General features: G+C 61.1%; 21 protein-coding genes. 8 read left to right on the top strand and 13 right to left on the bottom strand.

Features of this window, described 5'->3' with window-relative positions; genetic code table 11:
- Nucleotides 1-181 precede the first annotated feature (181 nt).
- The 6 genes from D6877_RS15205 to mreB all read right to left on the bottom strand — a co-directional run bounded on the left by D6877_RS15205 (nucleotide 182) and on the right by mreB (nucleotide 8983).
- On the bottom strand, nucleotides 182-3985 hold the full coding sequence (locus D6877_RS15205) for a YhdP family protein (RefSeq protein ID WP_130911323.1): 3804 nt from the start codon (nucleotides 3983-3985) through the stop codon (nucleotides 182-184).
- A 75-nt stretch (nucleotides 3986-4060) separates the two neighbouring features.
- The gene (rng, locus tag D6877_RS15200; protein WP_016771696.1) at nucleotides 4061-5518 is read right to left on the bottom strand and encodes a ribonuclease G; all 1458 of its coding nucleotides are present in this window, start codon (nucleotides 5516-5518) and stop codon (nucleotides 4061-4063) included.
- Between the two features lie 58 nt (nucleotides 5519-5576).
- Complete coding sequence (locus tag D6877_RS15195; protein ID WP_130911322.1) at nucleotides 5577-6173, bottom strand: Maf family protein; 597 nt, start codon at nucleotides 6171-6173, stop codon at nucleotides 5577-5579.
- A 37-nt stretch (nucleotides 6174-6210) separates the two neighbouring features.
- Complete coding sequence (mreD, locus tag D6877_RS15190) at nucleotides 6211-6702, bottom strand: rod shape-determining protein MreD (protein WP_042608773.1); 492 nt, start codon at nucleotides 6700-6702, stop codon at nucleotides 6211-6213.
- Nucleotides 6702-7805 carry a rod shape-determining protein MreC gene (gene mreC / locus D6877_RS15185; protein WP_130911321.1) on the bottom strand — a complete coding sequence of 368 codons (1104 nt, stop codon included), beginning with the start codon at nucleotides 7803-7805 and terminating at the stop codon, nucleotides 6702-6704. The genes mreD and mreC overlap by 1 nt, the downstream gene beginning before the upstream one ends.
- A 140-nt stretch (nucleotides 7806-7945) precedes the next feature.
- A complete protein-coding gene (gene mreB / locus D6877_RS15180; protein WP_002555108.1) occupies nucleotides 7946-8983 on the bottom strand; it encodes a rod shape-determining protein MreB in 1038 nt (345 codons plus the stop codon).
- Between the two features lie 211 nt (nucleotides 8984-9194).
- Here mreB and gatC point away from each other — a divergent pair, with 211 nt between their 5' ends.
- From gatC to D6877_RS15150, 6 genes are all read left to right on the top strand, one after another.
- Nucleotides 9195-9482, top strand: coding sequence for an Asp-tRNA(Asn)/Glu-tRNA(Gln) amidotransferase subunit GatC (gene gatC, locus D6877_RS15175; protein ID WP_024011606.1), 288 nt, complete (start codon nucleotides 9195-9197; stop codon nucleotides 9480-9482).
- Nucleotides 9483-9498: 16 nt separating this feature from the next.
- On the top strand, nucleotides 9499-10950 hold the full coding sequence (gene gatA, locus D6877_RS15170) for an Asp-tRNA(Asn)/Glu-tRNA(Gln) amidotransferase subunit GatA (protein WP_024011605.1): 1452 nt from the start codon (nucleotides 9499-9501) through the stop codon (nucleotides 10948-10950).
- 10 nt (nucleotides 10951-10960) lie between these two features.
- Nucleotides 10961-12406, top strand: coding sequence for an Asp-tRNA(Asn)/Glu-tRNA(Gln) amidotransferase subunit GatB (gatB, locus tag D6877_RS15165; protein ID WP_016771702.1), 1446 nt, complete (start codon nucleotides 10961-10963; stop codon nucleotides 12404-12406).
- 218 nt (nucleotides 12407-12624) lie between these two features.
- A complete protein-coding gene (locus tag D6877_RS15160; protein WP_130911320.1) occupies nucleotides 12625-12996 on the top strand; it encodes a septal ring lytic transglycosylase RlpA family protein in 372 nt (123 codons plus the stop codon).
- Nucleotides 12997-13027: 31 nt separating this feature from the next.
- Nucleotides 13028-14104 carry a calcium/sodium antiporter gene (locus D6877_RS15155; RefSeq protein WP_178083691.1) on the top strand — a complete coding sequence of 359 codons (1077 nt, stop codon included), beginning with the start codon at nucleotides 13028-13030 and terminating at the stop codon, nucleotides 14102-14104.
- A complete protein-coding gene (locus D6877_RS15150; RefSeq protein ID WP_130911319.1) occupies nucleotides 14101-14481 on the top strand; it encodes a carboxymuconolactone decarboxylase family protein in 381 nt (126 codons plus the stop codon). The genes D6877_RS15155 and D6877_RS15150 overlap by 4 nt, the downstream gene beginning before the upstream one ends.
- Before the next feature lie 100 nt (nucleotides 14482-14581).
- Here D6877_RS15150 and D6877_RS15145 read toward each other — a convergent pair whose 3' ends face one another.
- The 5 genes from D6877_RS15145 to kdgD all read right to left on the bottom strand — a co-directional run bounded on the left by D6877_RS15145 (nucleotide 14582) and on the right by kdgD (nucleotide 21263).
- Nucleotides 14582-15523: an AEC family transporter gene (locus D6877_RS15145; protein WP_016770674.1), complete on the bottom strand. Its 942-nt coding sequence runs from the start codon at nucleotides 15521-15523 to the stop codon at nucleotides 14582-14584.
- A gap of 284 nt (nucleotides 15524-15807) precedes the next feature.
- Nucleotides 15808-17361, bottom strand: coding sequence for a galactarate dehydratase (garD, locus tag D6877_RS15140; protein ID WP_016771706.1), 1554 nt, complete (start codon nucleotides 17359-17361; stop codon nucleotides 15808-15810).
- An 11-nt stretch (nucleotides 17362-17372) separates the two neighbouring features.
- Nucleotides 17373-18734, bottom strand: coding sequence for an MFS transporter (locus tag D6877_RS15135; RefSeq protein ID WP_051600602.1), 1362 nt, complete (start codon nucleotides 18732-18734; stop codon nucleotides 17373-17375).
- Nucleotides 18735-18834: 100 nt separating this feature from the next.
- Nucleotides 18835-20280, bottom strand: coding sequence for an aldehyde dehydrogenase family protein (locus D6877_RS15130; RefSeq protein WP_071174379.1), 1446 nt, complete (start codon nucleotides 20278-20280; stop codon nucleotides 18835-18837).
- Nucleotides 20281-20351: 71 nt separating this feature from the next.
- Nucleotides 20352-21263, bottom strand: a complete 912-nt coding sequence (gene kdgD / locus D6877_RS15125) for a 5-dehydro-4-deoxyglucarate dehydratase (RefSeq protein WP_016771708.1) — start codon at nucleotides 21261-21263, stop codon at nucleotides 20352-20354.
- Nucleotides 21264-21561: 298 nt separating this feature from the next.
- Between kdgD and D6877_RS15120 the strand changes: the two genes are divergently transcribed.
- Entirely contained in the window at nucleotides 21562-21942 is a 381-nt protein-coding gene (locus tag D6877_RS15120; protein ID WP_130911318.1) for a hypothetical protein, read from the top strand.
- A gap of 206 nt (nucleotides 21943-22148) precedes the next feature.
- Nucleotides 22149-22511: a hypothetical protein gene (locus tag D6877_RS15115; RefSeq protein ID WP_130911317.1), complete on the top strand. Its 363-nt coding sequence runs from the start codon at nucleotides 22149-22151 to the stop codon at nucleotides 22509-22511.
- Nucleotides 22512-22516: 5 nt separating this feature from the next.
- Here D6877_RS15115 and D6877_RS15110 read toward each other — a convergent pair whose 3' ends face one another.
- Both D6877_RS15110 and D6877_RS15105 read right to left on the bottom strand, forming a co-directional pair.
- On the bottom strand, nucleotides 22517-23263 hold the full coding sequence (locus tag D6877_RS15110) for a FadR/GntR family transcriptional regulator (RefSeq protein WP_024011597.1): 747 nt from the start codon (nucleotides 23261-23263) through the stop codon (nucleotides 22517-22519).
- 186 nt (nucleotides 23264-23449) lie between these two features.
- The coding region (locus tag D6877_RS15105; protein ID WP_130911316.1) for an ATP-binding cassette domain-containing protein at nucleotides 23450-23811 on the bottom strand (362 nt) is incomplete at its 5' end.

Raw genomic sequence — 23811 nt, 5'->3', positions numbered from 1 at the left:
GATTGGCCGGCACGTCGCTCTGGCTGACCATTTGAATCACCGCTAAAGACATGGCCGCTCCTCGGAATTTGCATATGACTGTGTAGGAGCTGCCGAAGGCTGCGATCTTTTGATTTTTTTTTAAGAGCCAGATCAAAAGATCGCAGCCTTCGGCAGCTCCTACAGGGGTAGTGTCTGCTAGTTAAAAAGGCTTGTCGAAGGTGATTTTAGGCTCTTTCCATGGGCCTTTGACGGTGTACTTGACGCTGGCGAAGCGCGCCACGCGGTCGCCGATCAGCTTGTCGATGAGGAACAGCGCGCCGCCGACCGCCGGTGCGCCGACGAGCAGCGCGGCAATCGGCAGGTTGTTGGTCACCGGCAAGGTCACCAGCAATTTCGCATCGACCTTGTCACCGACCAGATCCAGCGTGCCGTCCAGCTCAAGATTGCTCGAAGGCCCGGTCAGGCGAATCGGCTCACGGGTGACGTAGACACCGTTGTTCGCCACCAGCAAACCTTTGACCCGGTCGTAGCTCAGGCCTTTGCCGAACAGGTCGGAGAAGTCCAGACGCAGACGCCGGCCGATGGAGTTGAAGTTGAGCAGGCCGAACACCCGCAGCGCCTGAGCACCGCCTTCCACTTCAACGAACTGGCCCTTGTTCAGCGAGGCATCGAGCGTGCCGGAGAAGCGCTTGGTCGCCAGCCATGCTGGCGATCCTGGCCAGCGGCCATCGACGTCCATGTGGAATTCTTCGCTGGTCACGCTCGGGGCGAAGCCCCAGCCTTTGAGCACGTCAGCAAGGTTCTTGCCGCCGACCCTTCCCTTGTACCAACTGCTGGTCGCCCCTGGCGCGCCTTCCCAGCCACCGTTGCCTTGCAGCAGGATGCCTTTGAGGCCCATGTCGAGGTTGTTCAGGGCGATGCCCTTGGCGGTCGGCCGCACTTTCAGCGACCAGCCACCGACCAGATCAGGGCCGAGAAACAATTGGTTGAGGGTAATATCGAGTGCCGGGATTTTCGTCGGGTCGACCGATGCCAATGGATCAGGCGCATTCTCGTCTGCCTGCACTGCCGGGTCCGGCGCCGGCAGTTTCACGTATTGCAGATTCACCGCAATGGGCACGCCTTTGGCGTCCGGCAGGCTGGCACTGCCCTTGGCCTGTTGGCTGTCGAGCGCCAGATTCCACGCGCCGGGCTTGCGATTGATTTGCACCGAGGCCTGATCCAGCGTGGTGCCGAACGCTGTCAACTTGCCGACTTTGACGTCAGCGCTGCTGAGCAATTGTTTGGCGCTGCCGCCCGGATCCTGGCCGGCGTACTTGCTGGCCAGATCCTGCCACGGCGCGACATCGAGTTCCGACAGCACCCCGCGAATGCGCAGGCCCTTGGCGCCCGGCAACACCGCTTCGCCAGCGCCGAGAAACAGTTCGCCACGGCCATCGGCGAAATTGCTCGGCGGCGCGGCAAAGGTGAAATTGGCCAGTTGATCGTAATTGAACCAGTACCGCCGCTCCTGCCCTTGCAAGGTCATCCGGAACACCGTGTCGCGCCCGACATCGGCGGCCATGCCGAACGGCGCCGGCAGATCCACTGCAACGCCTTTGAGGCTGGAACTGACTATCAACTGACTGTCGGCCCCTGAGAGGTTCAGCTGCAATTGATAAGGAACAGTCCCGGACACAGGCAACGGCTGGGTCACGCCGAGCCAGTCAGTGAGCTTTTTCACTTCGACCTGCCCCGAGGCAGCCACCCGAGTCTTGATCTGGTTGGGGCTGCCGTCGGCGAATATCTGCGCAGTGACCGGTTTGTCGAAGGCCCGTGCAGAGATGTTCTGGCCGCTGAGGCCTTTATTGCTGTCGAAGCGGAAATCGCCCTTGAGCTGGCTAAGTTCCAGTTTCGGTTCGGCCAGTTTCAAACGCGCATTGGCGGTCTTGAAATCGACGAGGATTTTCGGTTGTTCGCCCTTGGCCAGCGGAATATCCAGCTTGAGCTTGCCGTTCAGATCACCCGCGCCCTCCCAACCGGCAAAGGTTTCGCCGGTGCCGATCGGCGCGTCCTGAAGAATCTTCAAACCATCGCCCAGGCCACCGGCAAACGCGCCATCGAGCAACAGATGGCTGTTCTGTCCGGCCGGTACGTGAGGAATATTGACGAAGACATCGCTGACTTGCGTATCGAGCAACTGGCCCTTGCTGGCCCAGATGCGCACGCCGCTGTCCTCGATGAACACGTCGCCGCTGACCTTGCTCACATGCGGCCAGCCCGGCTGAAAGGCCAGTTCGGCGTCATGGACCTTGAAGAACAGGCTGATGCTGCGATCAGCCTCGCCGGCGTTCTTGCTCAGTGAGCCCTGATACTGGAAGAAGCCCTGGTCCACCGCGCCTTTGAGGATCGCCGTGCGCAGCCACTCATCAAGCGCCGGGCTCAACACCGCCGGCAGGTATTTCGCGGTATAGCGACCGTCGCCATCGACCAGGCCGACGCGCAGGTCCATGTAGTCTTCCTGGCTATGGTCGAAGTGCAGGCGGATGAGGAAGTCGCCGGCAATCTTGCCCTCCTCGCCCAGCACCTTCAGGTACGGCGCAATCAGCGTGAAGCCGTCCTTGTCGAGCTTCCAGGTCAGCCGCGCATTGGCCTGCAAGTATTGCCATGGCTTGGCGAAAATCGGATCGAGGTGCAGGACGAAGTCCTTGCTGTCGAGGCGCAACTCACCGCCGTCCAGATTGCCGCTGAGGCTGCCACTGACATTCCGCGCCGCCGGAGCGCCGTGGTAGGCATCGAAACCGACGTTGTCGAGATTGGCGGCAAAGCCGAATTTGCTGCCATCGGTGGCGGTCGGGCGGAAGTCCAGCATCACATTACGCAGGCCGCCGGTTACCTTCAAACGCTCGACCACTGTGGCGAAGCTTTGCGGCAACGGCCCCAGCGCATTGAGCAGCGGCGTGATCGGGGTCAGATCGAGGCGATCGGCCTGCAAATGCCAGAGCTCTTCAGCGTTGGCGCTGGCGCGAGTCTGCTGCACCTGCACATGGGATTCCCAACGGGTGTCGCCGAAGCTCATCGCCAGTGAATCAAGAGTGACCTTTGCGCCCTCGGCGGTGTTGCGGTAATAGGCGTTGAGCGCCAGATTGTTGATCTGGATCGGCTTGCGCTCGGCGTAGGCACCGGTCACTTGCGGCGCATTCAGGCGCAACGCGGCGCTTTGCAACGCGCCTTCGGCCCAATCGACCCAGAGTTCACCGCCGGCCTTGATCTCGGAAAAATTCCATTGCTGGGTCAGGCGCTCGGGCAGCCATTTCGACCAGTCGCTTTGCGGCAGGCTGGCATAACCCTCGATGACGCTGTTCTGCCACTGATCAGGACGCAATTGGCTGCGCAGGCTCAGCGCCACAGGCTGGCCGTCGGGCAAGGTCAGACGCGCATCGAGACGCTGGCGACTGGCGCCGGTACGCACATTGAGGCCGACATAGGTGAGCGTCATGGGCGGGTGATCGAGCGGTTGCAGGGTCACCTGGCTGTCTAGTACCGACAGTTGCTTGATCATCTGCGAGCGCTGGAACAGTTGTGCCGCATCGAACGGTTGATCCTTCTGCACCGGCAGGCCTTCCAGCGCCCAGGTGCCGTCTTCGGCTTCCTTGAGGCTGATCTTCAAACCGTTGAGTTCGATATGCGCGAGGCGCACTTCGCGGGCGAGCACGCTGCCCCACATATCCGGCACCACCCGCACGCGGTCGAGGCGCAGAGCGTTGGCACCGTCGCCGACCATCACGTCGTGGGCCAGCAGGATCGGCGCGAAACCGCTCCAGTTGCCTTCCAGCTCACCGATCTGCAAGGGCATGCCGAGGGCGGCGCTGGCCTTGTCTTCGATGTCGGCGCGGTATTCCGCCACCAGAGGGGTCAGCTCGCGGCCGAGGCTGACGTACAACGCCATCAACACCAGAACCAACGCGCACAGGCCCAGCCCCCAGCGGGTGAGTGCGGCCAGAATGCGTGTCAGACGCTCCATGTCAGTTGGCTCCCATGGCAAAAATACTGCGAAAAGCTGAGGCCAGCCGCGTTGAATGAGTGGTGATGCAGGGCTTCAGAGCAGCACCACGTCATATTGTTCCTGGGAATACATGGTTTCCACCTGGAAGCGTATGGTGCGGCCGATAAAGCCTTCAAGCTCGGCGACGTTACCGGACTCTTCATCGAGCAGACGATCGACTACTTTCTGGTTGGCCAGCACCCGATAACCCTCGGCCTGATAGGCCCGCGCCTCGCGCAGAATCTCGCGGAAGATCTCGTAACAGATGGTTTCAGCGGTTTTCAGCTTGCCGCGTCCCTGGCAACTGCTGCACGGTTCGCACAGCACCTGTTCGAGACTTTCACGGGTGCGCTTGCGGGTCATCTGCACCAGGCCCAGCTCGGTAATGCCGATGATGTTGGTCTTGGCGTGATCGCGCTCCAGCTGTTTCTCCAGAGTGCGCAGGACCTGACGCTGGTGCTCTTCATCTTCCATGTCGATGAAGTCGATGATGATGATCCCGCCGAGATTGCGCAGGCGCATCTGCCGGGCGATCGCCGTGGCCGCTTCGAGATTGGTCTTGAAAATGGTTTCTTCGAGATTGCGATGACCGACGAACGCTCCGGTGTTGACGTCAATGGTGGTCATGGCTTCCGCCGGGTCGATCACCAGATAGCCGCCGGATTTCAGCGGTACCTTGCGCTCCAGCGCGCGCTGGATTTCATCTTCGACTCCGTACAGATCGAAGATCGGCCGCTCGCCCGGATAGTGTTCCAGACGATCGGCGATTTCCGGCATCAGTTCGGCGACGAATTGCGTAGTTTTCTGGAATGTTTCCCGGGAATCGATGCGGATCTTCTCGATTTTCGGATTGACCAGATCACGCAGGGTGCGCAGGGCCAGGCCGAGGTCTTCGTAGATCACGCTCGGCGCGGCGATGGTCTTGATTTGCTCGTTGATCTGGTCCCATAGGCGCCGCAGGTAGCGGATGTCCATGAGGATTTCATCAGCGCCCGCGCCTTCAGCGGCTGTGCGCAGAATGAAACCGCCGGCCTCCTTGATGCCTTCTTTGGCCACGCAATCGCTGACCACCTGCTTGAGGCGCTCGCGTTCGGCTTCGTCTTCGATCTTCAGGGAAATTCCAACGTGGGCAGTGCGCGGCATGTACACCAGATAACGCGAAGGAATCGACAGTTGCGTGGTCAGGCGTGCGCCCTTGGAGCCGATCGGGTCCTTGGTGACCTGCACCACCAGACTCTGCCCTTCGTGCACCAGCGAACTGATGCTTTCCACCGCCGGGCCTTCGCGCAGGGAGATTTCGGCGGCGTGAATGAAAGCCGCACGATCGAGCCCGATGTCGACAAATGCCGCCTGCATGCCTGGCAGGACGCGGACGATCTTGCCTTTATAGATGTTGCCGACGATCCCGCGTTTCTGCGTGCGCTCGACGTGGACTTCTTGCAGCACACCGTTTTCGACCACCGCCACGCGCGATTCCATCGGCGTGATGTTGATCAGAATCTCTTCACTCATGGCAGGATCTCGTTCAGGCATGTTCACGATAGTGGCCGCATCTGGATTCGTACGACGCTCAGGGCGTGTTCAGGTTTTGCCAACAGGGTATGCCGAAATGGCCCAACACCTCGCAGGTTTCGCACAGCGGCAGGCCGACCACCGCCGAATAGCTGCCGTCGAGCCCGGCGACAAACACCGCCCCCAGGCCCTGAATGCCATAGCCGCCGGCCTTGTCGCGCGGTTCGCCACTGGCCCAGTAGGCGCCGGCCTCTTCGCGGCTGATGCTGCGAAAACGCACGCGACTGCGCACCACCCGCGACTCGCAGCGCTCACCTTCAAGCACGGCGATGGCGGTCAGCACTTCGTGTTCGTTGCCGGACAACATCATCAGCATGGCGCATGCATCGGCTTCGTCCACCGGTTTGCCAAGTATTTTGCCGTCGAGTACCACAGCGGTGTCGGCGCCAAGCACGCAGAACGGCTGGTCAGAGACGACCGAGCGGCGCCCGGCCTCAGCCTTGCCACGCGCGAGGCGCTCGACATAGGCCGAAGGGGATTCTTCAGGAAGCGGGGTTTCGTCGATGTCCGTGCTGATGGCGGAGAACTGCACGCCGATCTGCGTGAGCAATTCACGGCGCCGCGGTGAGCCGGAGGCGAGGTAAAGCAGTTTCATCAAAACATCTCCCTGTTCAGTGCCCTGCTTCACCGGCTCAATAAATTCTGTAGCGTCGGCACATCCCGCGAAGGGCGAAGCTGACCCACGGCCAGAGCAAGGCGCTGACCAGCGCCGGCAGCACCAGCGCCAGGGTTGGCTGACGGTTGCCGGTCAGAGCGCTGAGCCACAGTTGCGCCAATTGTGCGAGGCCGAAGATCACCAGGATCACCAGACACTGCTGCCACATCGGGAACATGCGCAGACGCTGCTGCAACGACAACACGAGGAAGGTAATCAGGGTCAGGATCAGCGCGTTCTGCCCGAGCAGGTCGCCCTGCAGGACATCTTCGGCCAGCCCCAGACAGAACGCCGTGACCATGCCGACCGTGTGCGGCATGTACAGCGCCCAAAACGTCACGAGCAAGGCCAGCCACAGCGGGCGAAGGATTTCCATGAAGATTGGCAACGGCGATACGCTGAGCAGGATGCCGACGAAGAACGTCAGCCAGATCATCCAGCCGTTTGCGGATTTTTTCGCGCCGACCATTATTCTCGTCCCCCGGTAGTCGCTGGCGGTTTTGCCGGTGGTTTGCTCGCGGCCGGCGGTTTGGCAGCGGCCGGAGCGGCAGCGGGCGGCTTGCTCGCGGCGGGCTTGGCAGGCGTGGTGGCAGGCGCCGCTGCTTCAGCGGCCGGCGCTGCGGCAGCGGTCGACGGCGTGGCAGGCATGATCAACGGTTTCGGCACGCTGGCCGGCAACATCGGGCCGCCGCCGTGGGCATCGAGCTGTTCCTGGGCCTGGGCGGCGTCATTGGCGCGTTCCTCGGCGGTGCGGCTATCGCTGAACACCAGCAGCAGGTAGCGGCTGCGGTTCAGGGCGGCGGTAGGTACCGCACGGACAATGGCGAACGGTTGGCCGGAGTCGTGGATGACTTCTTTTACCGTCGCCACCGGATAACCGGCCGGGAATCGCTGGCCAAGACCGGAGCTGACCAGCAGATCGCCTTCCTTGATGTCCGCCGTGTCGGCGACATGACGCAATTCCAGGCGTTCCGGGTTGCCGGTGCCGCTGGCAATCGCGCGCAGACCGTTACGGTTTACCTGCACCGGAATGCTGTGGGTGGTGTCGGTCAGCAGCAGGACACGCGAGGTGTACGGCATCAATTCAACCACCTGGCCCATCAGCCCGCGTGCATCGAGCACCGGTTGACCGAGCACCACGCCGTCGCGCTCACCTTTGTTGATGATGATGCGATGGGTGAAGGGGTTGGGGTCCATGCCGATCAACTCGGCCACTTCGACCTTTTCATTGACCAATGCGGAGGAATTGAGCAACTCGCGCAGCCGAACGTTCTGCTCGGTCAGGGCCGCGAGCTTTTGCATGCGCCCCTGCAACAGCAGGTTTTCGGTCTTGAGTTTTTCGTTTTCGGCGACGAGCTCGGTGCGGCTGCCGAACTGACTGGCGACCCCTTCCCACAAGCGGCCGGGCAGGTCCGTGATCCAGTAGGCATCCATGAGCACCAGCGACGCTTGCTTGCGCGCGGGCTTGAGCAGATCGAAACGTGCATCGACCACCATCAGTGCGACCGCGAGCACGGCCAGCACCAACAGGCGCACGCCCAACGAAGGGCCTTTGGTGAAAAGCGGTTTAATAAGCCGCTCCTCCCAGGCAAATGTTCTGTTTATTCATACGGCATCAAACCGGCCTGGATGAAGACTGACAGAAGATAAACGCCAACAGGCAGCACTGCAAAGTGCTGCCTGTGCGTTCACCCACGTATTGCATTCGAAGCTTATTCGCTCGAAAGCAGATCCATGGTGTGCTTATCCATCATTTCCAGCGCACGGCCACCGCCGCGAGCGACACAGGTCAGCGGGTCTTCGGCAACGATCACCGGCAGACCGGTTTCCTGGGCCAGCAACTTGTCGAGGTCACGCAGCAGCGCGCCACCACCAGTCAGCACCAGGCCACGCTCGGCGATGTCGGAAGCCAGTTCCGGCGGCGATTGCTCCAGCGCGCTTTTCACCGCCTGAACGATGGTGGCCAGCGACTCTTGCAGAGCCTCGAGCACTTCGTTGGAGTTCAGGGTGAATGCGCGTGGAACGCCTTCGGCCAGGTTGCGACCGCGAACATCGACTTCGCGCACTTCGCCGCCCGGGTAGGCAGTACCGATTTCCTGCTTGATGCGCTCGGCGGTGGATTCACCGATCAGGCTGCCGTAGTTGCGGCGCACGTAGGTGATGATCGCTTCGTCGAAACGGTCGCCGCCGACACGTACGGATTCGGCGTAAACCACACCGTTGAGGGAGATCAGGGCGATTTCAGTGGTACCACCGCCGATGTCCACAACCATCGAACCGCGCGCTTCTTCAACCGGCAGGCCGGCACCGATCGCAGCAGCCATCGGCTCTTCGATCAGGAACACTTCACGGGCACCGGCGCCAAGGGCCGATTCACGGATGGCACGACGCTCAACCTGGGTGGACTTGCATGGAACGCAGATCAGCACACGAGGGCTGGGCTGCAGGAAACTGTTTTCGTGAACCTTGTTGATAAAGTACTGCAGCATCTTTTCGCAGACGCTGAAGTCGGCGATCACGCCGTCCTTCATCGGACGAATGGCGGCAATGTTGCCCGGCGTACGGCCGAGCATGCGCTTGGCCTCGGTGCCGACAGCGACGACACTTTTCTGGTTACCGTGTGTCCGAATGGCCACAACCGATGGCTCATTCAGGACGATACCGCGCTCGCGCACGTAAATAAGGGTGTTGGCAGTGCCCAGGTCAATGGAAAGATCGCTGGAAAACATGCCACGCAGTTTCTTGAACATGGGAAAGGGACCCTAGGCAACGCGTGGGTAAAAAAGTGCGGCAAACTCTAACAACGACAGGGATTTTGGGCAAGGCGCCAATATGTTAAATTGGCCGCTTTTCTGTGCACCAAGCCCCACAATCGCGGCCTTATGACCGTAGAAGTGCGGTAGTGTTCCGACAATCTAACACACGGACGCCGTCCGTTCTGTTTTCCACTGGAGAATCCCGATGGCGCTAGAACGCTCCGACGTGGAAAAAATCGCGCACCTGGCCTGCCTTGGCCTCAACGATGCCGATCTTCCGCACATTACTTCCGCCCTCAACAGCATTCTCGGGCTGGTCGACGAAATGCAGGCCGTTGATACCGACGGTATCGAGCCGCTGGCCCACCCCCTGGAAGCCAGTCAGCGCCTGCGCGCCGACGTGGTGACCGAGACGAATAATCGCGAGGCCTACCAGTCCATCGCACCAGCGGTCGAAAACGGCCTGTATCTGGTTCCGAAAGTCATCGACTAAAGGGAAAGAGCCTGCAATGCATCAAATGACTCTGGCCGAGATCGCCCGCGGTCTCGCCGATAAAAAGTTTTCTTCCGAAGAGCTGACCAAAGTCCTGCTGGCGCGTATTACCCAGCTCGACCCGCAGCTCAACAGTTTCATCAGCCTCACCGAGGATCTGGCCATCGAGCAGGCGAAAGCCGCCGATGCACGCCGGGCCAACGGTGAGAGCGGCGCCCTGCTCGGCGCGCCGATCGCCCACAAGGATCTGTTCTGCACCCAGGGCATCCGCACCAGCTGCGGCTCGAAGATGCTCGACAACTTCAAGGCTCCATACGACGCCACCGTAGTCGCGAAACTGGCCGCTGCCGGCGCCGTGACCCTGGGCAAGACCAACATGGACGAATTCGCCATGGGTTCGGCCAACGAGTCGAGCTGGTACGGCGCAGTGAAAAACCCGTGGAATCTGGAACACGTACCGGGTGGTTCGTCCGGTGGTTCGGCGGCGGCAGTTGCCGCTCGTTTGTTGCCAGCCGCCACGGCCACTGACACCGGCGGTTCGATCCGTCAGCCGGCGGCGTTCACCAACCTCACCGGCCTGAAGCCGACCTACGGTCGCGTTTCGCGCTGGGGCATGATTGCCTACGCTTCCAGCCTCGATCAGGGCGGCCCGTTGGCGCGCACGGCCGAAGACTGCGCGATCCTGCTGCAAGGCATGGCCGGCTTCGACCCGAACGATTCCACCAGCATCGATGAGCCGGTTCCGGATTACTCCGCCAGCCTCGGCGAGTCGCTGCAAGGCCTGCGCATCGGCGTGCCGAAGGAATACTTCAGCGCCGGTCTCGACCCGCGCATTGCCGAGCTGATCCAGAACAGCATCCAGCAGTTGCAGAAGCTCGGTGCGGTGATCAAGGAAATCAGCCTGCCGAACATGCAGCACGCGATCCCGGCTTATTACGTGATCGCCCCGGCAGAGGCCTCCTCGAACCTGTCGCGTTTCGACGGCGTGCGTTTCGGCCATCGCTGCGAGAACCCGGAAAACCTCATCGACCTGTACAAGCGTTCCCGTGGCGAAGGCTTCGGCGCGGAAGTGCAGCGCCGGATCATGGTCGGTGCCTACGCGTTGTCCGCCGGTTACTACGACGCCTACTACCTGAAAGCGCAGAAGATTCGTCGCCTGGTGAAGAACGATTTCATGGCTGCCTTCAATGAAGTCGACATCATCCTCGGCCCGACCACGCCGAACCCGGCCTGGAAGCTTGGCGCGAAGAACAGCGACCCAGTCGCTGCATACCTGGAAGACGTCTACACCATCACCGCCAACCTCGCCGGCCTGCCGGGCCTGTCGATGCCGGCCGGTTTTGTCGACGGTCTGCCGGTGGGCGTGCAGTTGCTCGCGCCGTATTTCCAGGAAGGCCGCCTGTTGAACGTTGCCCACCAGTATCAGCTCAACACTGACTGGCACACCCGCACCCCAACCGGCTTCTGAGGAGACACACATGCAATGGGAAGTCGTGATCGGGCTGGAGATTCACACTCAGCTCACCACCCGGTCGAAAATCTTTTCCGGTAGTTCCACCACGTTCGGTTCCGAGCCGAACACCCAGGCCAGCCTGATCGATCTGGGCATGCCCGGCGTGCTGCCGGTACTCAACCAGGAAGCGGTGCGCATGGCGGTGATGTTCGGTCTGGCGATTGACGCCGAGATCGGCCAGCACAACGTGTTCGCCCGCAAGAACTACTTCTACCCGGATCTGCCGAAGGGCTACCAGATCAGCCAGATGGAATTGCCGATCGTTGGCAAGGGCCACCTGGACATCGCCCTGGAAGACGGCACGGTCAAACGCGTCGGCATCACCCGTGCGCACCTGGAAGAAGACGCCGGCAAGAGCCTGCACGAAGAATTCAACGGTGCCACCGGCATCGACCTGAACCGTGCCGGCACGCCGCTGCTGGAAATCGTCTCCGAGCCGGACATGCGCAGCGCCAAGGAAGCCGTGGCTTACGTCAAAGCGATCCACGCGCTGGTGCGTTACCTGGGTATCTGCGACGGCAACATGGCCGAAGGCTCGCTGCGTTGCGACTGCAACGTCTCGGTGCGCCCGAAAGGCCAGGTCGAGTTCGGCACTCGCTGCGAGATCAAGAACGTCAACTCGTTCCGCTTCATCGAGAAGGCAATCAACTCCGAGATCCAGCGTCAGATCGAACTGATCGAGGACGGCGGCAAAGTGATCCAGCAGACCCGCCTGTACGATCCGAACAAGGACGAGACCCGTCCGATGCGTTCGAAAGAGGAAGCCAACGACTACCGTTACTTCCCCGATCCGGACCTGCTGCCGGTGGTCATCGAAGAGTCGTTCCTCGGTGAAGTGCGTGCCACCCTGCCGGAACTGCCACCGCAAAAGCGCGAGCGCTTCCAGAGCCAGTTCGGTCTGTCGGCCTACGACGCCAACGTGCTGGCCACCAGCCGTGAACAGGCGGATTACTTCGAGAAGGTCGCAGCCATCGGTGGCGACGCGAAACTGGCGGCGAACTGGGTGATGGTCGAGTTGGGCAGCCTGCTCAACAAGCAGGGCCTGGACATCGAAGACTCGCCAGTCTCCGCCGAGCAACTGGGCGGCATGCTGCAGCGCATCAAGGACAACACCATCTCCGGCAAGATCGCCAAGGTGGTGTTCGAAGCGATGGCCAACGGCGAAGGCAGTGCTGACGAGATCATCGAGAAGCGCGGCCTCAAGCAAGTCACCGACACCGGCGCGATCTCCGCCGTGCTCGATGAAATGCTCGCGGCCAACGCCGAACAGGTCGAACAGTACCGCGCGGCAGACGAAGCCAAACGCGGCAAGATGTTCGGCTTCTTCGTCGGCCAGGCCATGAAAGCCTCGAAAGGCAAGGCCAACCCGCAGCAGGTGAACGAACTGCTGAAAAGCAAGCTCGAAGGCTGACCACCAATGGAGCCAGATCCAAAGCCTGGCTCCATCCCCCGTGGAAGGGACCTGTGGCGAGGGGATTTATCCCCGTTGGGCCGCGAAGCGGCCCCAATTGCTGAGCTTGATTTGCACCAGATAAATCGAGTTCTCAGTTTTGGGACTGCTGCGCAGTCCAACGGGGATAAATCCCCTCGCCACAGGTCACTCCTACATTTGATCCGGGATACCTTTGAATGAAGCGTCTGTTGCTGAGCAGCGCCCTGCTCTCTCTGCTGGCCGGTTGCGCCAGTACCAACACCATCGACCCGCACGGTTACGACCAGACCGGCGTCGCCTCCTACTATGGAGCCAAACATCACGGTAAACGCACCGCCAGCGGCGAAGCGTTCAACCAGCATTCCCTGACCGCCGCCCACCGCCAGTTGCCGTTCGGCACGCGGGTGAAGGTCACCAACCTGAAAAATGATGAATCAGTCGTGGTCCGCATCAATGACCGCGGCCCGCACACCCGTGGCCGGCTGATCGATCTGTCGCGCGAGGCCGCCGATGAAATCGGCATGCTGCGCAGCGGCACCGCACGGGTTCGCGTGCAGGCCCTGGACTGATGGAGCGCCGACCATTTTCGGACTAGCCGATCTGCCGCTGATCAACGTCATCGAATTGCTCAGCGGCCTGGTTCTTTTGCTCATCGGCGCCGAGCTGATGGTGCGCGCCGCCGTGCGCCTGGCCGAGCGCCTGCACGTGCGTCCGTTGATCATCGGCCTGACCATCGTCGCTCTCGGCAGCAGCGCGCCGCAGATGACCGTGAGCCTGCAAGCGGCGCTGACCGACAACCCGGACATCGCCGTCGGCAGCGTGGTCGGCAGCGGCATCTTCAACATCCTCGTCACCCTTGGCCTCTCGGCACTAATCATTCCGCTGCGCGTGTCGCGGCAACTGGTGCGCCTGGATATCCCGCTGATGATCGGCGCCAGCCTGCTGGTATTCATCCTCGCCTGGAATAAAGATCTCGGGCGTTTCGACGGCGTCCTGCTGCTCGGGGCGTTGGCGCTGTACCTTGGCTTGTTGTTCCGCCAGTCGCGACACTCGACCCGCCCCCATACAGAGCGACCCACCGAGACGCAGCAATCCTGGCTGATCAGTGTGCTGATGATTCTCGCTGGCCTGGCCATGCTGGTGTTCGCCGGGCGTTTGCTGCTCGGCGCCGCCGTGGTCGTGGCCACCGACCTTGGCCTGTCCGAACGGGTCATCGGTCTGACCGTGGTCGCGGTCGGCACTTCGCTGCCGGAGCTGGCGACCTCGCTGATCGCCGCGTTGCGCGGGCAGCGCGACATTGCCGTGGGCAACGTGATCGGCGCCAACCTGTTCAACCTGCTCGGGGTGCTCGGGCTGACCGCCCTACTCGCACCGACGCCGCTTTCCGTTTCCCCGAATGCACTAGATTTCGACTTGCCGGTGATGCTCGGCGTCGCGGCGCTGTGCTTGCCGGTGTTCTATTCCGGCTATCGCGTGACCCGGGCCGAAGGCTTGCTGCTGCTTGGTTTGTATCTGGTCTACGGGCTGCATGTGGTGTCGTTCACCACCGGCATGCCGCTGGCCGGCAAACTCGAGCGCTTGATGCTGTTTTATGTCCTGCCGGCGCTGCTGACGTTTCTGCTGTTCACGTCGATCCGCGCCTGGCGTCGCCAACACCACAAGAGAGATGTGCCATGAGCGAGTCGAAGCAGTCCGGGGTTGAAATCCGTCGTCAGGTCATGGGCGATGCGTTCGTTGATCGCGCCCTGGGCAACGCCACCGAGTTCACCCAGCCGTTGCAGGATTTCGTCAATGAACACGCCTGGGGCGGCGTGTGGAATCGCGAAGGCTTGTCGCTGAAAACCCGCAGCCTGATCACCCTCGCCGCGCTGACCGCGTTGAAGTGTCCGCAGGAGTTGAAAGGCCATGTGCGCGGTGCGCTGAACAACGGCTGCACGGTGGAAGAGATTCGCGAGGCGCTGCTGCATTGCGCGGTGTATGCCGGCGTACCGGCGGCGATCGATGCGTTTCGCGCGGCGCAGGAAGTGATCGATACCTACCAGAAACCGCAGTGACCGCCTTCGCGAGCAGGCTCGCTCCCACATTTGCAATGCGCTTCCCTGTGGGAGCGAGCCTGCTCGCGAAGAGGCCCTGGCAGACAATGCGAATCCTTGCTCAGATCCACCCACCCCACTGCAACACAAAGATCCCGACATTGGTGGTAATCGCCGCCATCAAGGTGGTCATCACGATGATCGCCGCTGCCAGCTCATGATTGCCCTGCGCTGCCCGGGCCATGACGAAACTCGCCGCTGCCGTCGGGCTGCCGAAGTACAGAAAAAGAATCCCCAGTTCCGCCCCGCGAAAGCCCCACAGCCACGCGCCCACGGTTGCCAGTAACGGCAGACCGACCATCTTCACCAGACTGGAACTGAGCGCCATCTTGCCGCTCTTGCGCAACGCCGCCAGCGACAGCGTGCCGCCGATACAGATCAGCGCCAGCGGCAAAGTGGTCTGCGCCAGATACTGGCCGGAGGTTTCCAGCCAGCCCGGCAAACCGATCTTGAAATAAGCGAATGGCGCCGCCGAAATCACGCTGATGATCAGCGGGTTGCTGAACACGCTTTTGCAGATGCTCCACGGATCGGACTTGATCACCGGGCTGTACACCGCCAGTACGATGGTGGAGAGCGTGTTGTAGAACAAGATCACCAGCGCCGCGAGAATTGCCCCGAGGGAAATGCCGTAATCGCCGTACATGCTCGCGGCGAGTGCAAGGCCGATCACGCCGTTGTTGCCACGAAACGCGCCCTGGGTGTAGATGCCGCGATCTTCCCGCGGACATTTGAAAATCGCCCAGCCCCAGGCCACGGCGAAACTCACCAGGGTCGCGAGGGAAAAGTAGATGAGCAGCGAGGGTTGCAGCGCGGCGTGCAGGTCGGCGTGGAGAATGCCGAGAAACAGCAGCGCCGGCATGGTCACGTTGAACACCAGCGACGAGGCGGTGTGGATGAAGTTGTCGTTGATCCAGTCGATGCGCTTGAGCAGCACACCGAGAAACAGCATGGCAAACACCGGCGCGGTGATGTTCAGGGTTTCAAGAAAGATTGCCAGCATGCCGGAGAGCCTTGGGTGAGCGTCGATAGGGGGCTAATGATAAGCCACTTTCACCCTGATCGTTCCCACGCTCTGCGTGGGAATGCAGCCCCGGGACGCTCTGCGTCCCAAAGCGTGACGCGGAGCGTCACATGAGGCATTCCCACGCAGAGCGTGGGAACGATCACAGGCACCGCAAGTCCTTCGGCGTCTGGCAGATCGCATTCGCGAGCAGGCTCGCTCCCACATTTGCAATGCATATCCCTGTGGGAGCGAGCCTGCTCGCGAAGAACGATGACGCGGTCTCAGGTAATCGGCGCCGGGTTGAACAGGGTGATGTCGTTATGCAGCTTGTGCTTTTCCGCCCAGGTCTGTTGCTTGCCACTGGCAACATCCAGGTAATAGTGAAACAACTCCCAGCCGAGTTCTTCGATGGTCGCGCGCCCGGTGGCAATGCGTCCGGCGTCGATGTCGATCAGGTCCGGCCAGCGCTGCGCCAGTTCAGTCCGCGTCGATACCTTGACCACCGGCGCCATGGCCAGCCCATAAGGCGTGCCGCGACCGGTGGTGAACACGTGCAGGTTCATCCCCGCCGCCAGTTGCAGCGTCCCGCAGACAAAATCGCTGGCCGGCGTCGCGCAGAAAATCAGGCCCTTGTGCTTGAAACGCTCGCCCGGGCCGAGCACGCCATTGATCGCGCTGCTGCCGGACTTGACGATCGAGCCCAGCGACTTCTCGACAATGTTCGACAACCCGCCCTTCTTGTTACCCGGCGTGGTGTTGGCGCTGCGATCGGCTTCGCCCTTGGCCAGGTAACGGTCGTACCAGTCCATCTCGCGTACCAGCTCTTCGGCGACGGTTTGCGTTTGCGCCCGCGACGTCAGCAGGTAGATCGCATCGCGCACTTCGGTGACTTCGGAAAACATCACCGTCGCCCCCGCGCGCAACAGCAAATCCGAGGCATAACCCAGCGCCGGGTTGGCGGTGATGCCGGAGAAGGCATCGCTGCCGCCACACTGCATACCGAGAATCAGCTCGGAGGCCGGCACGGTTTCGCGACGGCGCTGGTCGAGTTTCTTCAAACGCACTTCGGCCAGTTCCATGATCTGCTCGATCATTTCGGTGAAGCCGTGACTGGAATCCTGCAAGCGGTACAGCCACGGATCGCTGAGATCCACCGAGGCATCGTCCTCGTGCATCACCTGCCCGGCCTGCAATTTCTCGCAGCCCAGACCGATCACCAGTGCTTCGCCACCCAGGTTCGGGTTGCGCGCCAGATTGCGCACGGTACGAATCGGGATGTAGGCATCGGTCGCGGTAATCGCCACACCGCAGCCATAACTGTGGGTCAGTGCCACCACGTCATCGACGTGCGGGTACTTCGGCAGCAGCTCTTCCTTGATGCGCTTGACCGCGTGATCGAGCACGCCGGTGACGCACTGCACGGTGGTGGTGATGCCGAGGATGTTGCGCGTGCCGACGGTGCCGTCGGCGTTGCGATAACCCTCGAACGTGAAGCCTTCCAGCGGTGCCTGCGCATCCGGCACATCGGTGGACAGCGGCAAGCTGTCCAGCGGCGGCGCGGTGGGCATGCGCAGTTGATCTTCCTTGACCCAACTGCCGCGACGGATCGGCTGCAAGGCGTAGCCGATGATCTGCCCGTAACGAATCACCGGGCCGCCTTCGGGAATATCCTCCAGGGTGACCTTGTGGCTCTGCGGTACGAAATCCAGGGTGACCAGGCCGTCGGCGAACTCGGTACCGGCCGGTACGCCCTGATCGTTGACCACCACTACAACGTTGTCCCGCTCGTGCAGGCGGATGTAGCGCGGCGAGTCGGAATGTTCAATCAACTGCATGACGCCGCTCCTCAGGAATGCGCTTGAGACAAATTGCCGGTGGCTTCATTGCCGCCCTTGGCTGGCGGCTCTTTCAACACCACACGCTTGATCGGGCCGACGATCACCAGATAGCTGAACACCGCGACCAGTGCGTTGGCGCCGACAAACACCAGCGCCCACTTGAACGAGCCAGTGGAGCTGATGATGTAGCCAATGACGATCGGCGTGGTGATCGAAGCGATGTTGCCGAAGGTGTTGAACAGGCCACCGCTCAGACCGGCGATCTGTTTCGGCGAAGTATCGGAGACCACCGCCCAGCCCAGTGCGCCAACGCCTTTGCCGAAGAATGCCAGGGCCATGAAGCCCACGACCATCCATTCCACTTCAACATAGTTGCACGCGACGATACTGCTCGACACCAGCAGGCCGGCGATGATCGGCGCCTTGCGAGCGAAAGTCAGCGAATGGCCCTTGCGCAGCAGGTAGTCGGAAATCACCCCGCCGAGCACGCCGCCGATAAAGCCGCAGATCGCCGGCAACGAAGCGATGAAACCGGCCTTGAGAATGGTCATGCCACGCTCTTGCACCAGATACACCGGGAACCAGGTCAGGAAGAAATAGGTGATGCCGTTGATGCAGTACTGGCCCAGATACACGCCCAGCATCATGCGGTTGGTCAGCAGCTGACGGATGTAATCCCACTTCGGACCGTCGGACTTCTTGCCCTTCTGATCCATGTCGACCATGCCGCCGTTGTCAGCGATGTGCTTGAACTCGGCCTCGTTGACCCGTGGGTGTTCGCGCGGGCTGTAGATGACTTTCAGCCACACCAGCGAGAACACGATACCGAGGATACCCATGACGATGAACACGTGCTCCCAGCCGAAGCTGTAGACGATCCAGCCCATCAACGGCGCGAACAGCACGGTGGCAAAGTATTGCGCCGAATTGAAGATCGCCGAAGCGGTGCCGCGTTCAGCGGTCGGGAACCACGCCGCCACGATGCGCGCGTTGCCGGGGAACGATGGCGCTTCCGCCAGGCCCACCAGGAAACGCAGCATGAACAGCGCAACCACTGCCGTGGACATGCCGAATTCACCGACGAAGCCTTGCAGCACGGTGAACAGCGACCAGGTGAAAATGCTCAGGGCATAGACTTTTTTCGAGCCGAAGCGATCGAGCAGCCAGCCACCGGGAATTTGCCCGGCGACGTAGGCCCAACCGAATGCGGAGAAGATGTAGCCGAGGGTAACGGCGTCGATGCCAAGGTCCTTTTGCAGGCTGGAACCGGCAATGGCGATCGTGGCACGGTCGGCGTAGTTGATCGTGGTCACCAGAAACAGCATGAGCAGGATCAAATAGCGGACGTGAGTCGGCTTGGAGGATTGCATGCAGATGTACTCCCACTGATTATTTTTATGCGGGTAAAACATTCTTTGGTCTTGTGCCGCGCAGGGCCTCAGGCGATGGCCCGGCGCGGGTGCAGCGGGGTTACGATCCGATGTAACTGGTCTTCACGACCGTGTAGAACTCTTGTGCATAGCGGCCCTGCTCACGGGAGCCGTAGGACGAGCCTTTACGCCCGCCGAACGGTACGTGGTAATCCACACCGGCGGTCGGCAGGTTGACCATCACCATCCCGGCCTGGGAGTGGCGCTTGAAGTGGTTGGCGTACTTCAGCGAGGTGGTGGCGATGCCGGCCGACAAGCCGAATTCGGTGTCGTTGGCCATTGCCAGCGCAGCTTCGTAATCGGCCACACGAACAATGTTGGCCACCGGGCCGAAAATTTCTTCGCGGCTGATGCGCATCGACGCTTCGCTGTCGGCAAACAGGGTTGGCGCGAGGAAGTAGCCCTCGGTGTCGCAAGTCACCACACCACCGCCGCTGACCAGACGTGCACCTTCGGACTGGCCGATGTCGATGTACTTCATGTCCTGTTCAAGCTGCGCCTGGGAAACCACCGGACCTATGTCGGTGCCGGCTTTCAGCGCGTGGCCGACCTTGATCGACTTCATGCGCTCGGCCATCGCTTCAACGAACTTGTCGTGGATGCCAGCGGTGACGATCAGACGGCTCGACGCTGTGCAGCGCTGGCCGGTGGAGTAGAACGCGCTCTGCACCGACAGCTCGACCGCTTGCTTGAGGTCGGCGTCGTCGAGAATGATCTGCGGGTTCTTGCCGCCCATTTCCAGCTGCACCTTGGCCTGGCGCGAAACGCAGTTGACCGCGATCTGACGACCCACGCCCACCGAACCGGTGAAGCTGATGCCGTCGACTTTCGGGCTGTTGACCAACGCCTCGCCAACCACGCGACCGCTGCCCATTACCAGGTTGAACACACCGGCCGGGAAGCCCGCGCGGGAGATGATTTCCGCCAGCGCCCAGGCGCAGCCCGGCACCAGATCGGCAGGCTTGAGCACGACGCAGTTGCCGTAGGCCAGGGCCGGGGCGATTTTCCACGCCGGGATGGCGATCGGGAAGTTCCACGGGGTGATCAGACCGACCACGCCCAGCGCTTCGCGAGTGACTTCGACGTTGACGCCCGGGCGTACCGACGGCACATAGTCACCGGACAGGCGCAGGCATTCGCCGGCGAAGAACTTGAAAATATTGCCGGCGCGGGTCACTTCACCGATCGCTTCCGGCAGGGTCTTGCCCTCTTCACGGGCCAACAGCGTGCCGAGCTCTTCGCGACGGGCGAGGATCTCGCTGCCGACTTTATCCAGCGAATCGTGACGGGCCTGAATGCCCGAAGTGGAGTACGCCGGGAACGCAGCGCGAGCAGCGTCGATGGCGGCGTTGACCTGGGTCAGGTCAGCCTTGGCGTAGTCGCCGATGGTGTCGCTGAGTTCGGACGGGTTGATGTTGGCCGAGTAATCGGCACCGGCGACCCATTCGCCATTGATGTAGTTGTCGTAGCGTTTTGCAGTTGTCACAGGGCAGCCCTCAACTCTAAAAGCCTTCACGCAAAAAGCCGCTGATTGCTCAGCGGCCTCGCTTTTCTCGTTTATTGCGCGCCTTGCTTGTCGATCAGCGCGGCGAGCATTTCGTACTCTTCGCCGGTCAGGTCGGTCAGCGGCGCACGCACCGGACCTGCGTCATAGCCGGCGATTTTTGCACCTGCCTTGACGATGCTCACGGCGTAACCGGCCTTGCGGTTGCGGATGTCCAGGTACGGCAGGAAGAAGTCGTCGATGATCTTGCCGACGGTGGCGTGATCTTCGCGAGCGATCGCGTGGTAGAAGTCCATCGCGGTTTTCGGGATGAAGTTGAACACCGCCGAGGAGTAGACCGGCACGCCCAACGCCTTGTAGGCAGCGGCGTAGACTTCAGCGGTCGGCAGACCACCGAGGTAGCTGAAGCGATCACCGAGGCGGCGACGGATCGACACCATCAACTCGATATCGCCCAGGCCATCCTTGTAGCCGATCAGGTTCGGGCAGCGCTCGGCCAGACGTTCCAGCAGCGGCGCGTTGAGGCGGCAAACGTTGCGGTTGTAGACGACCACGCCGATCTTCACCGATTTGCACACGGCTTCAACGTGGGCGGCAACACCGTCCTGGCTCGCTTCGGTCAGGTAGTGCGGCAGCAGCAACAGGCCTTTGGCGCCCAGACGCTCGGCTTCCTGAGCGTATTCGATGGCTTGGCGGGTCGAACCACCAACACCAGCGAGGATTGGCACGCTGGTCGCGCAGGTGTCGACGGCAGTCTTGATGATTTCCGAATACTCGCTGGCGGCCAGGGAGAAGAACTCACCGGTGCCGCCGGCGGCGAACAGAGCCGAAGCGCCATACGGAGCCAGCCATTCCAGGCGTTTGATGTAGCCCGCGCGGTTGAAATCGCCCTGCGCGTTGAAATCGGTCACCGGGAAAGACAGCAGGCCGGCAGAGAGGATGGACTTCAGTTCTTGTGGATTCATTATTCGAACACCCTGGTAGCAACGTTTTATTGTGAGTGGACCGTTCAGCCTTCGCCGAAGTTGTAGGTCATCGTACAACTTAAAAAATAACCGTCAACTGCATTTCATCGTTGGCAGGGCTTTTTTGTCCGACAAAATCACTGCTTATGCCTCTGGAAATCGCTGGAAGGCCCGTCCTTGAAGCATTTGCTCGCGGAAATATCCGGTCTGGATTCGTTTAATTCTGAGGGGACCAGCGGCTCGTAAAGTACGTCGACTGCCACGAAGGATCGTGGCGAACCACTCAAAGGAAGCCGTTATGTCGATGCACTTTGCTGCCCCTACCCTCACCCACATCGCCCCCGCACAGGACGACTGCGTCACGCTTCAGCTCTCGCAATTGCCGGACATCCTCACCGTGCAGGTCCCGGATTCCAGCGATTTCGCAGCGAACTGGAGCGTCTACGCGATTCTCGGCAGCGATGGAGAAGAACCTGAATGGGAAGGTGATGAAGTGGACACTGGCGCCTGGGATGACGCCGAGGATGAAATGGAAAAGCTCTTCGACATCGAGGTGCAGCTGCCGAAAGAAGCATTGCAACCGTACCTGAACCGCGAGGTGGAACTGCGCTACAAGTTTCGGGATGAGTCGAGTATGGAGCCGTATTCGCAGGGGTTGAGGTTGCGGATCGAGGCGTGAACACGGCGTTTCTCATCACCATTTCACGTTTCCAGGCGCAGCCGCTTTGCGTGACGACCGTTGGTCGGGACTGGTATTTCTAACAGGTGCGCAAGAAAGGGCCTAACTGAGCTAATGACCGCAGGGGATAGCGAACCGGCTCCTATCGTAGCGCGTCATTACTACGGAATTAAAAGGTTTGATTAGGTATAAAAGGAATTTCAATCATGACTGCAAACCCAACAAACCTCGCCCCGCCTCAACTTCTCGAAGCCACCGTGCATGACGGGAAACTCACGCTTTACATCCATAATTTGGTTGACCCTGCTCACGGCAGCGTCGAGTCGTACCCAAATGTTATGGAGGGAGACAAGGTGATCTTCGAGGTGAGCACTTCCACAGGGAACCAAGATAAGCAGGAGCTCGAAGTAAAATCACCCACCGACGCCTCATTTGTATTCGTTATTGCGAAAAAAATCTTTGCAGAAAAATTTGAGCCGGGTGCCATCGCTACATTGAGCTATAGCGTGCAGAGATCATCTGGTAATACTGCACAGTCTGAAGAGCAGAAGGTTTATCTCGAACTCTGACAACATCACCCCTGCGCCTGCGCCTCTTCATGGGCCTGGCGCAGTCTTTCGCGGCTGTTCGTCAGGTGCAGACGCATCGCCGCACGCGCGGCATCGGAATCCTGGCGGGCAATCGCGTCGTAGATTTCTTCGTGCTCGCGGCTCAGGCGGCCCATGTAGTGCTGCTGGTCATCATGAGCCAAACGCGCCGAGTTTAGCCGCGTACGTGGAATGATGCTGGTGCCCAGGTGCGTCATGATGTCGGTGAAGTAGCGGTTGCCGGTGGACAGGGCGATTTCCAGGTGGAAAGCGAAGTCCGACGACACCGCATCGCTGGCATGCGAGGCGCTTTCGTTCAGAGCGTCGAGGGCGGCGCGCATGGTTGCCAGTTGTTCGGGGCTGCGGCGTTGCGCGGCGAGGCCGGCGGATTCGACTTCGAGGCTGATGCGCAATTCGAGAATCGCCAGCACATCACGCAGAGTGACAACGGTGGCCGGATCGATACGGAAACCGCTCGGGCTCGGTGTGTCGAGAACAAAGGTGCCGATGCCGTGGCGGGTTTCCACCTGACCGGCGGCCTGCAGACGGGAAATCGCCTCGCGCACCACAGTGCGGCTGACGCCATGGGCTTCCATGATTGCCGACTCGGTGGGCAATTTGTCGCCACGCTTGAGCAGGCCATCGCGGATCTGCTCGCTCAACACCGTCACCAATTCCTGGGCGAGGCTGCGGCGCTTGCGGGGGAGGCGCGGGGTGTCGATCAGCTTTTCCATGGTCTGCATCTTGTCTCGAAAGTTCGGCTTGGCGCCATCATAGCTCAAGCGAGTTGTACGATCACCGGGCAGATCACATTACCCCACTGTGGGAGCGAGCCTGCTCGCGAAAGCGGTGGTTCAGACGACAGATTCGTCGACCGATATGGCCCCTTCGCGAGCAGGCTCGCTCCCACAGGTGAGTGTTCAGACAGTTATGGCCTGTTCGACCAGACGCCCGCTGTCGATCCGCACATGCCGTGGATGGAATCGTTTCAAACTGCTTCGGTGACCGACGCTGACAATGCTCAACCCCGGAATCTCGTCGATCAACGCCTGATACAAGGTCGCCTCGTCTTCTTCATCCATCGCCGAAGTGGCTTCGTCCATGTACAACCATTGCGGTGCATAAAGGAGCGCGCGGGCGAAGGCCAGGCGTTGCTGTTCACCCGGCGAGAGCATGCGCTGCCAATGATTGGCTTCATCCAGCCGCCCAACCAAGTGCGGCAGACGACAGGTTTCCAGCACCTGTGCATAACGCTCCGGCGTGTAAGTGTCGCCCGGTTGTG

The organism is Pseudomonas sp. Sample_9 (genome assembly GCF_004307535.1).
Taxonomy (GTDB): Bacteria; Pseudomonadota; Gammaproteobacteria; order Pseudomonadales; family Pseudomonadaceae; genus Aquipseudomonas; species Aquipseudomonas mercuritolerans.
This window is presented reverse-complemented; position numbering and strand designations above follow the sequence as displayed.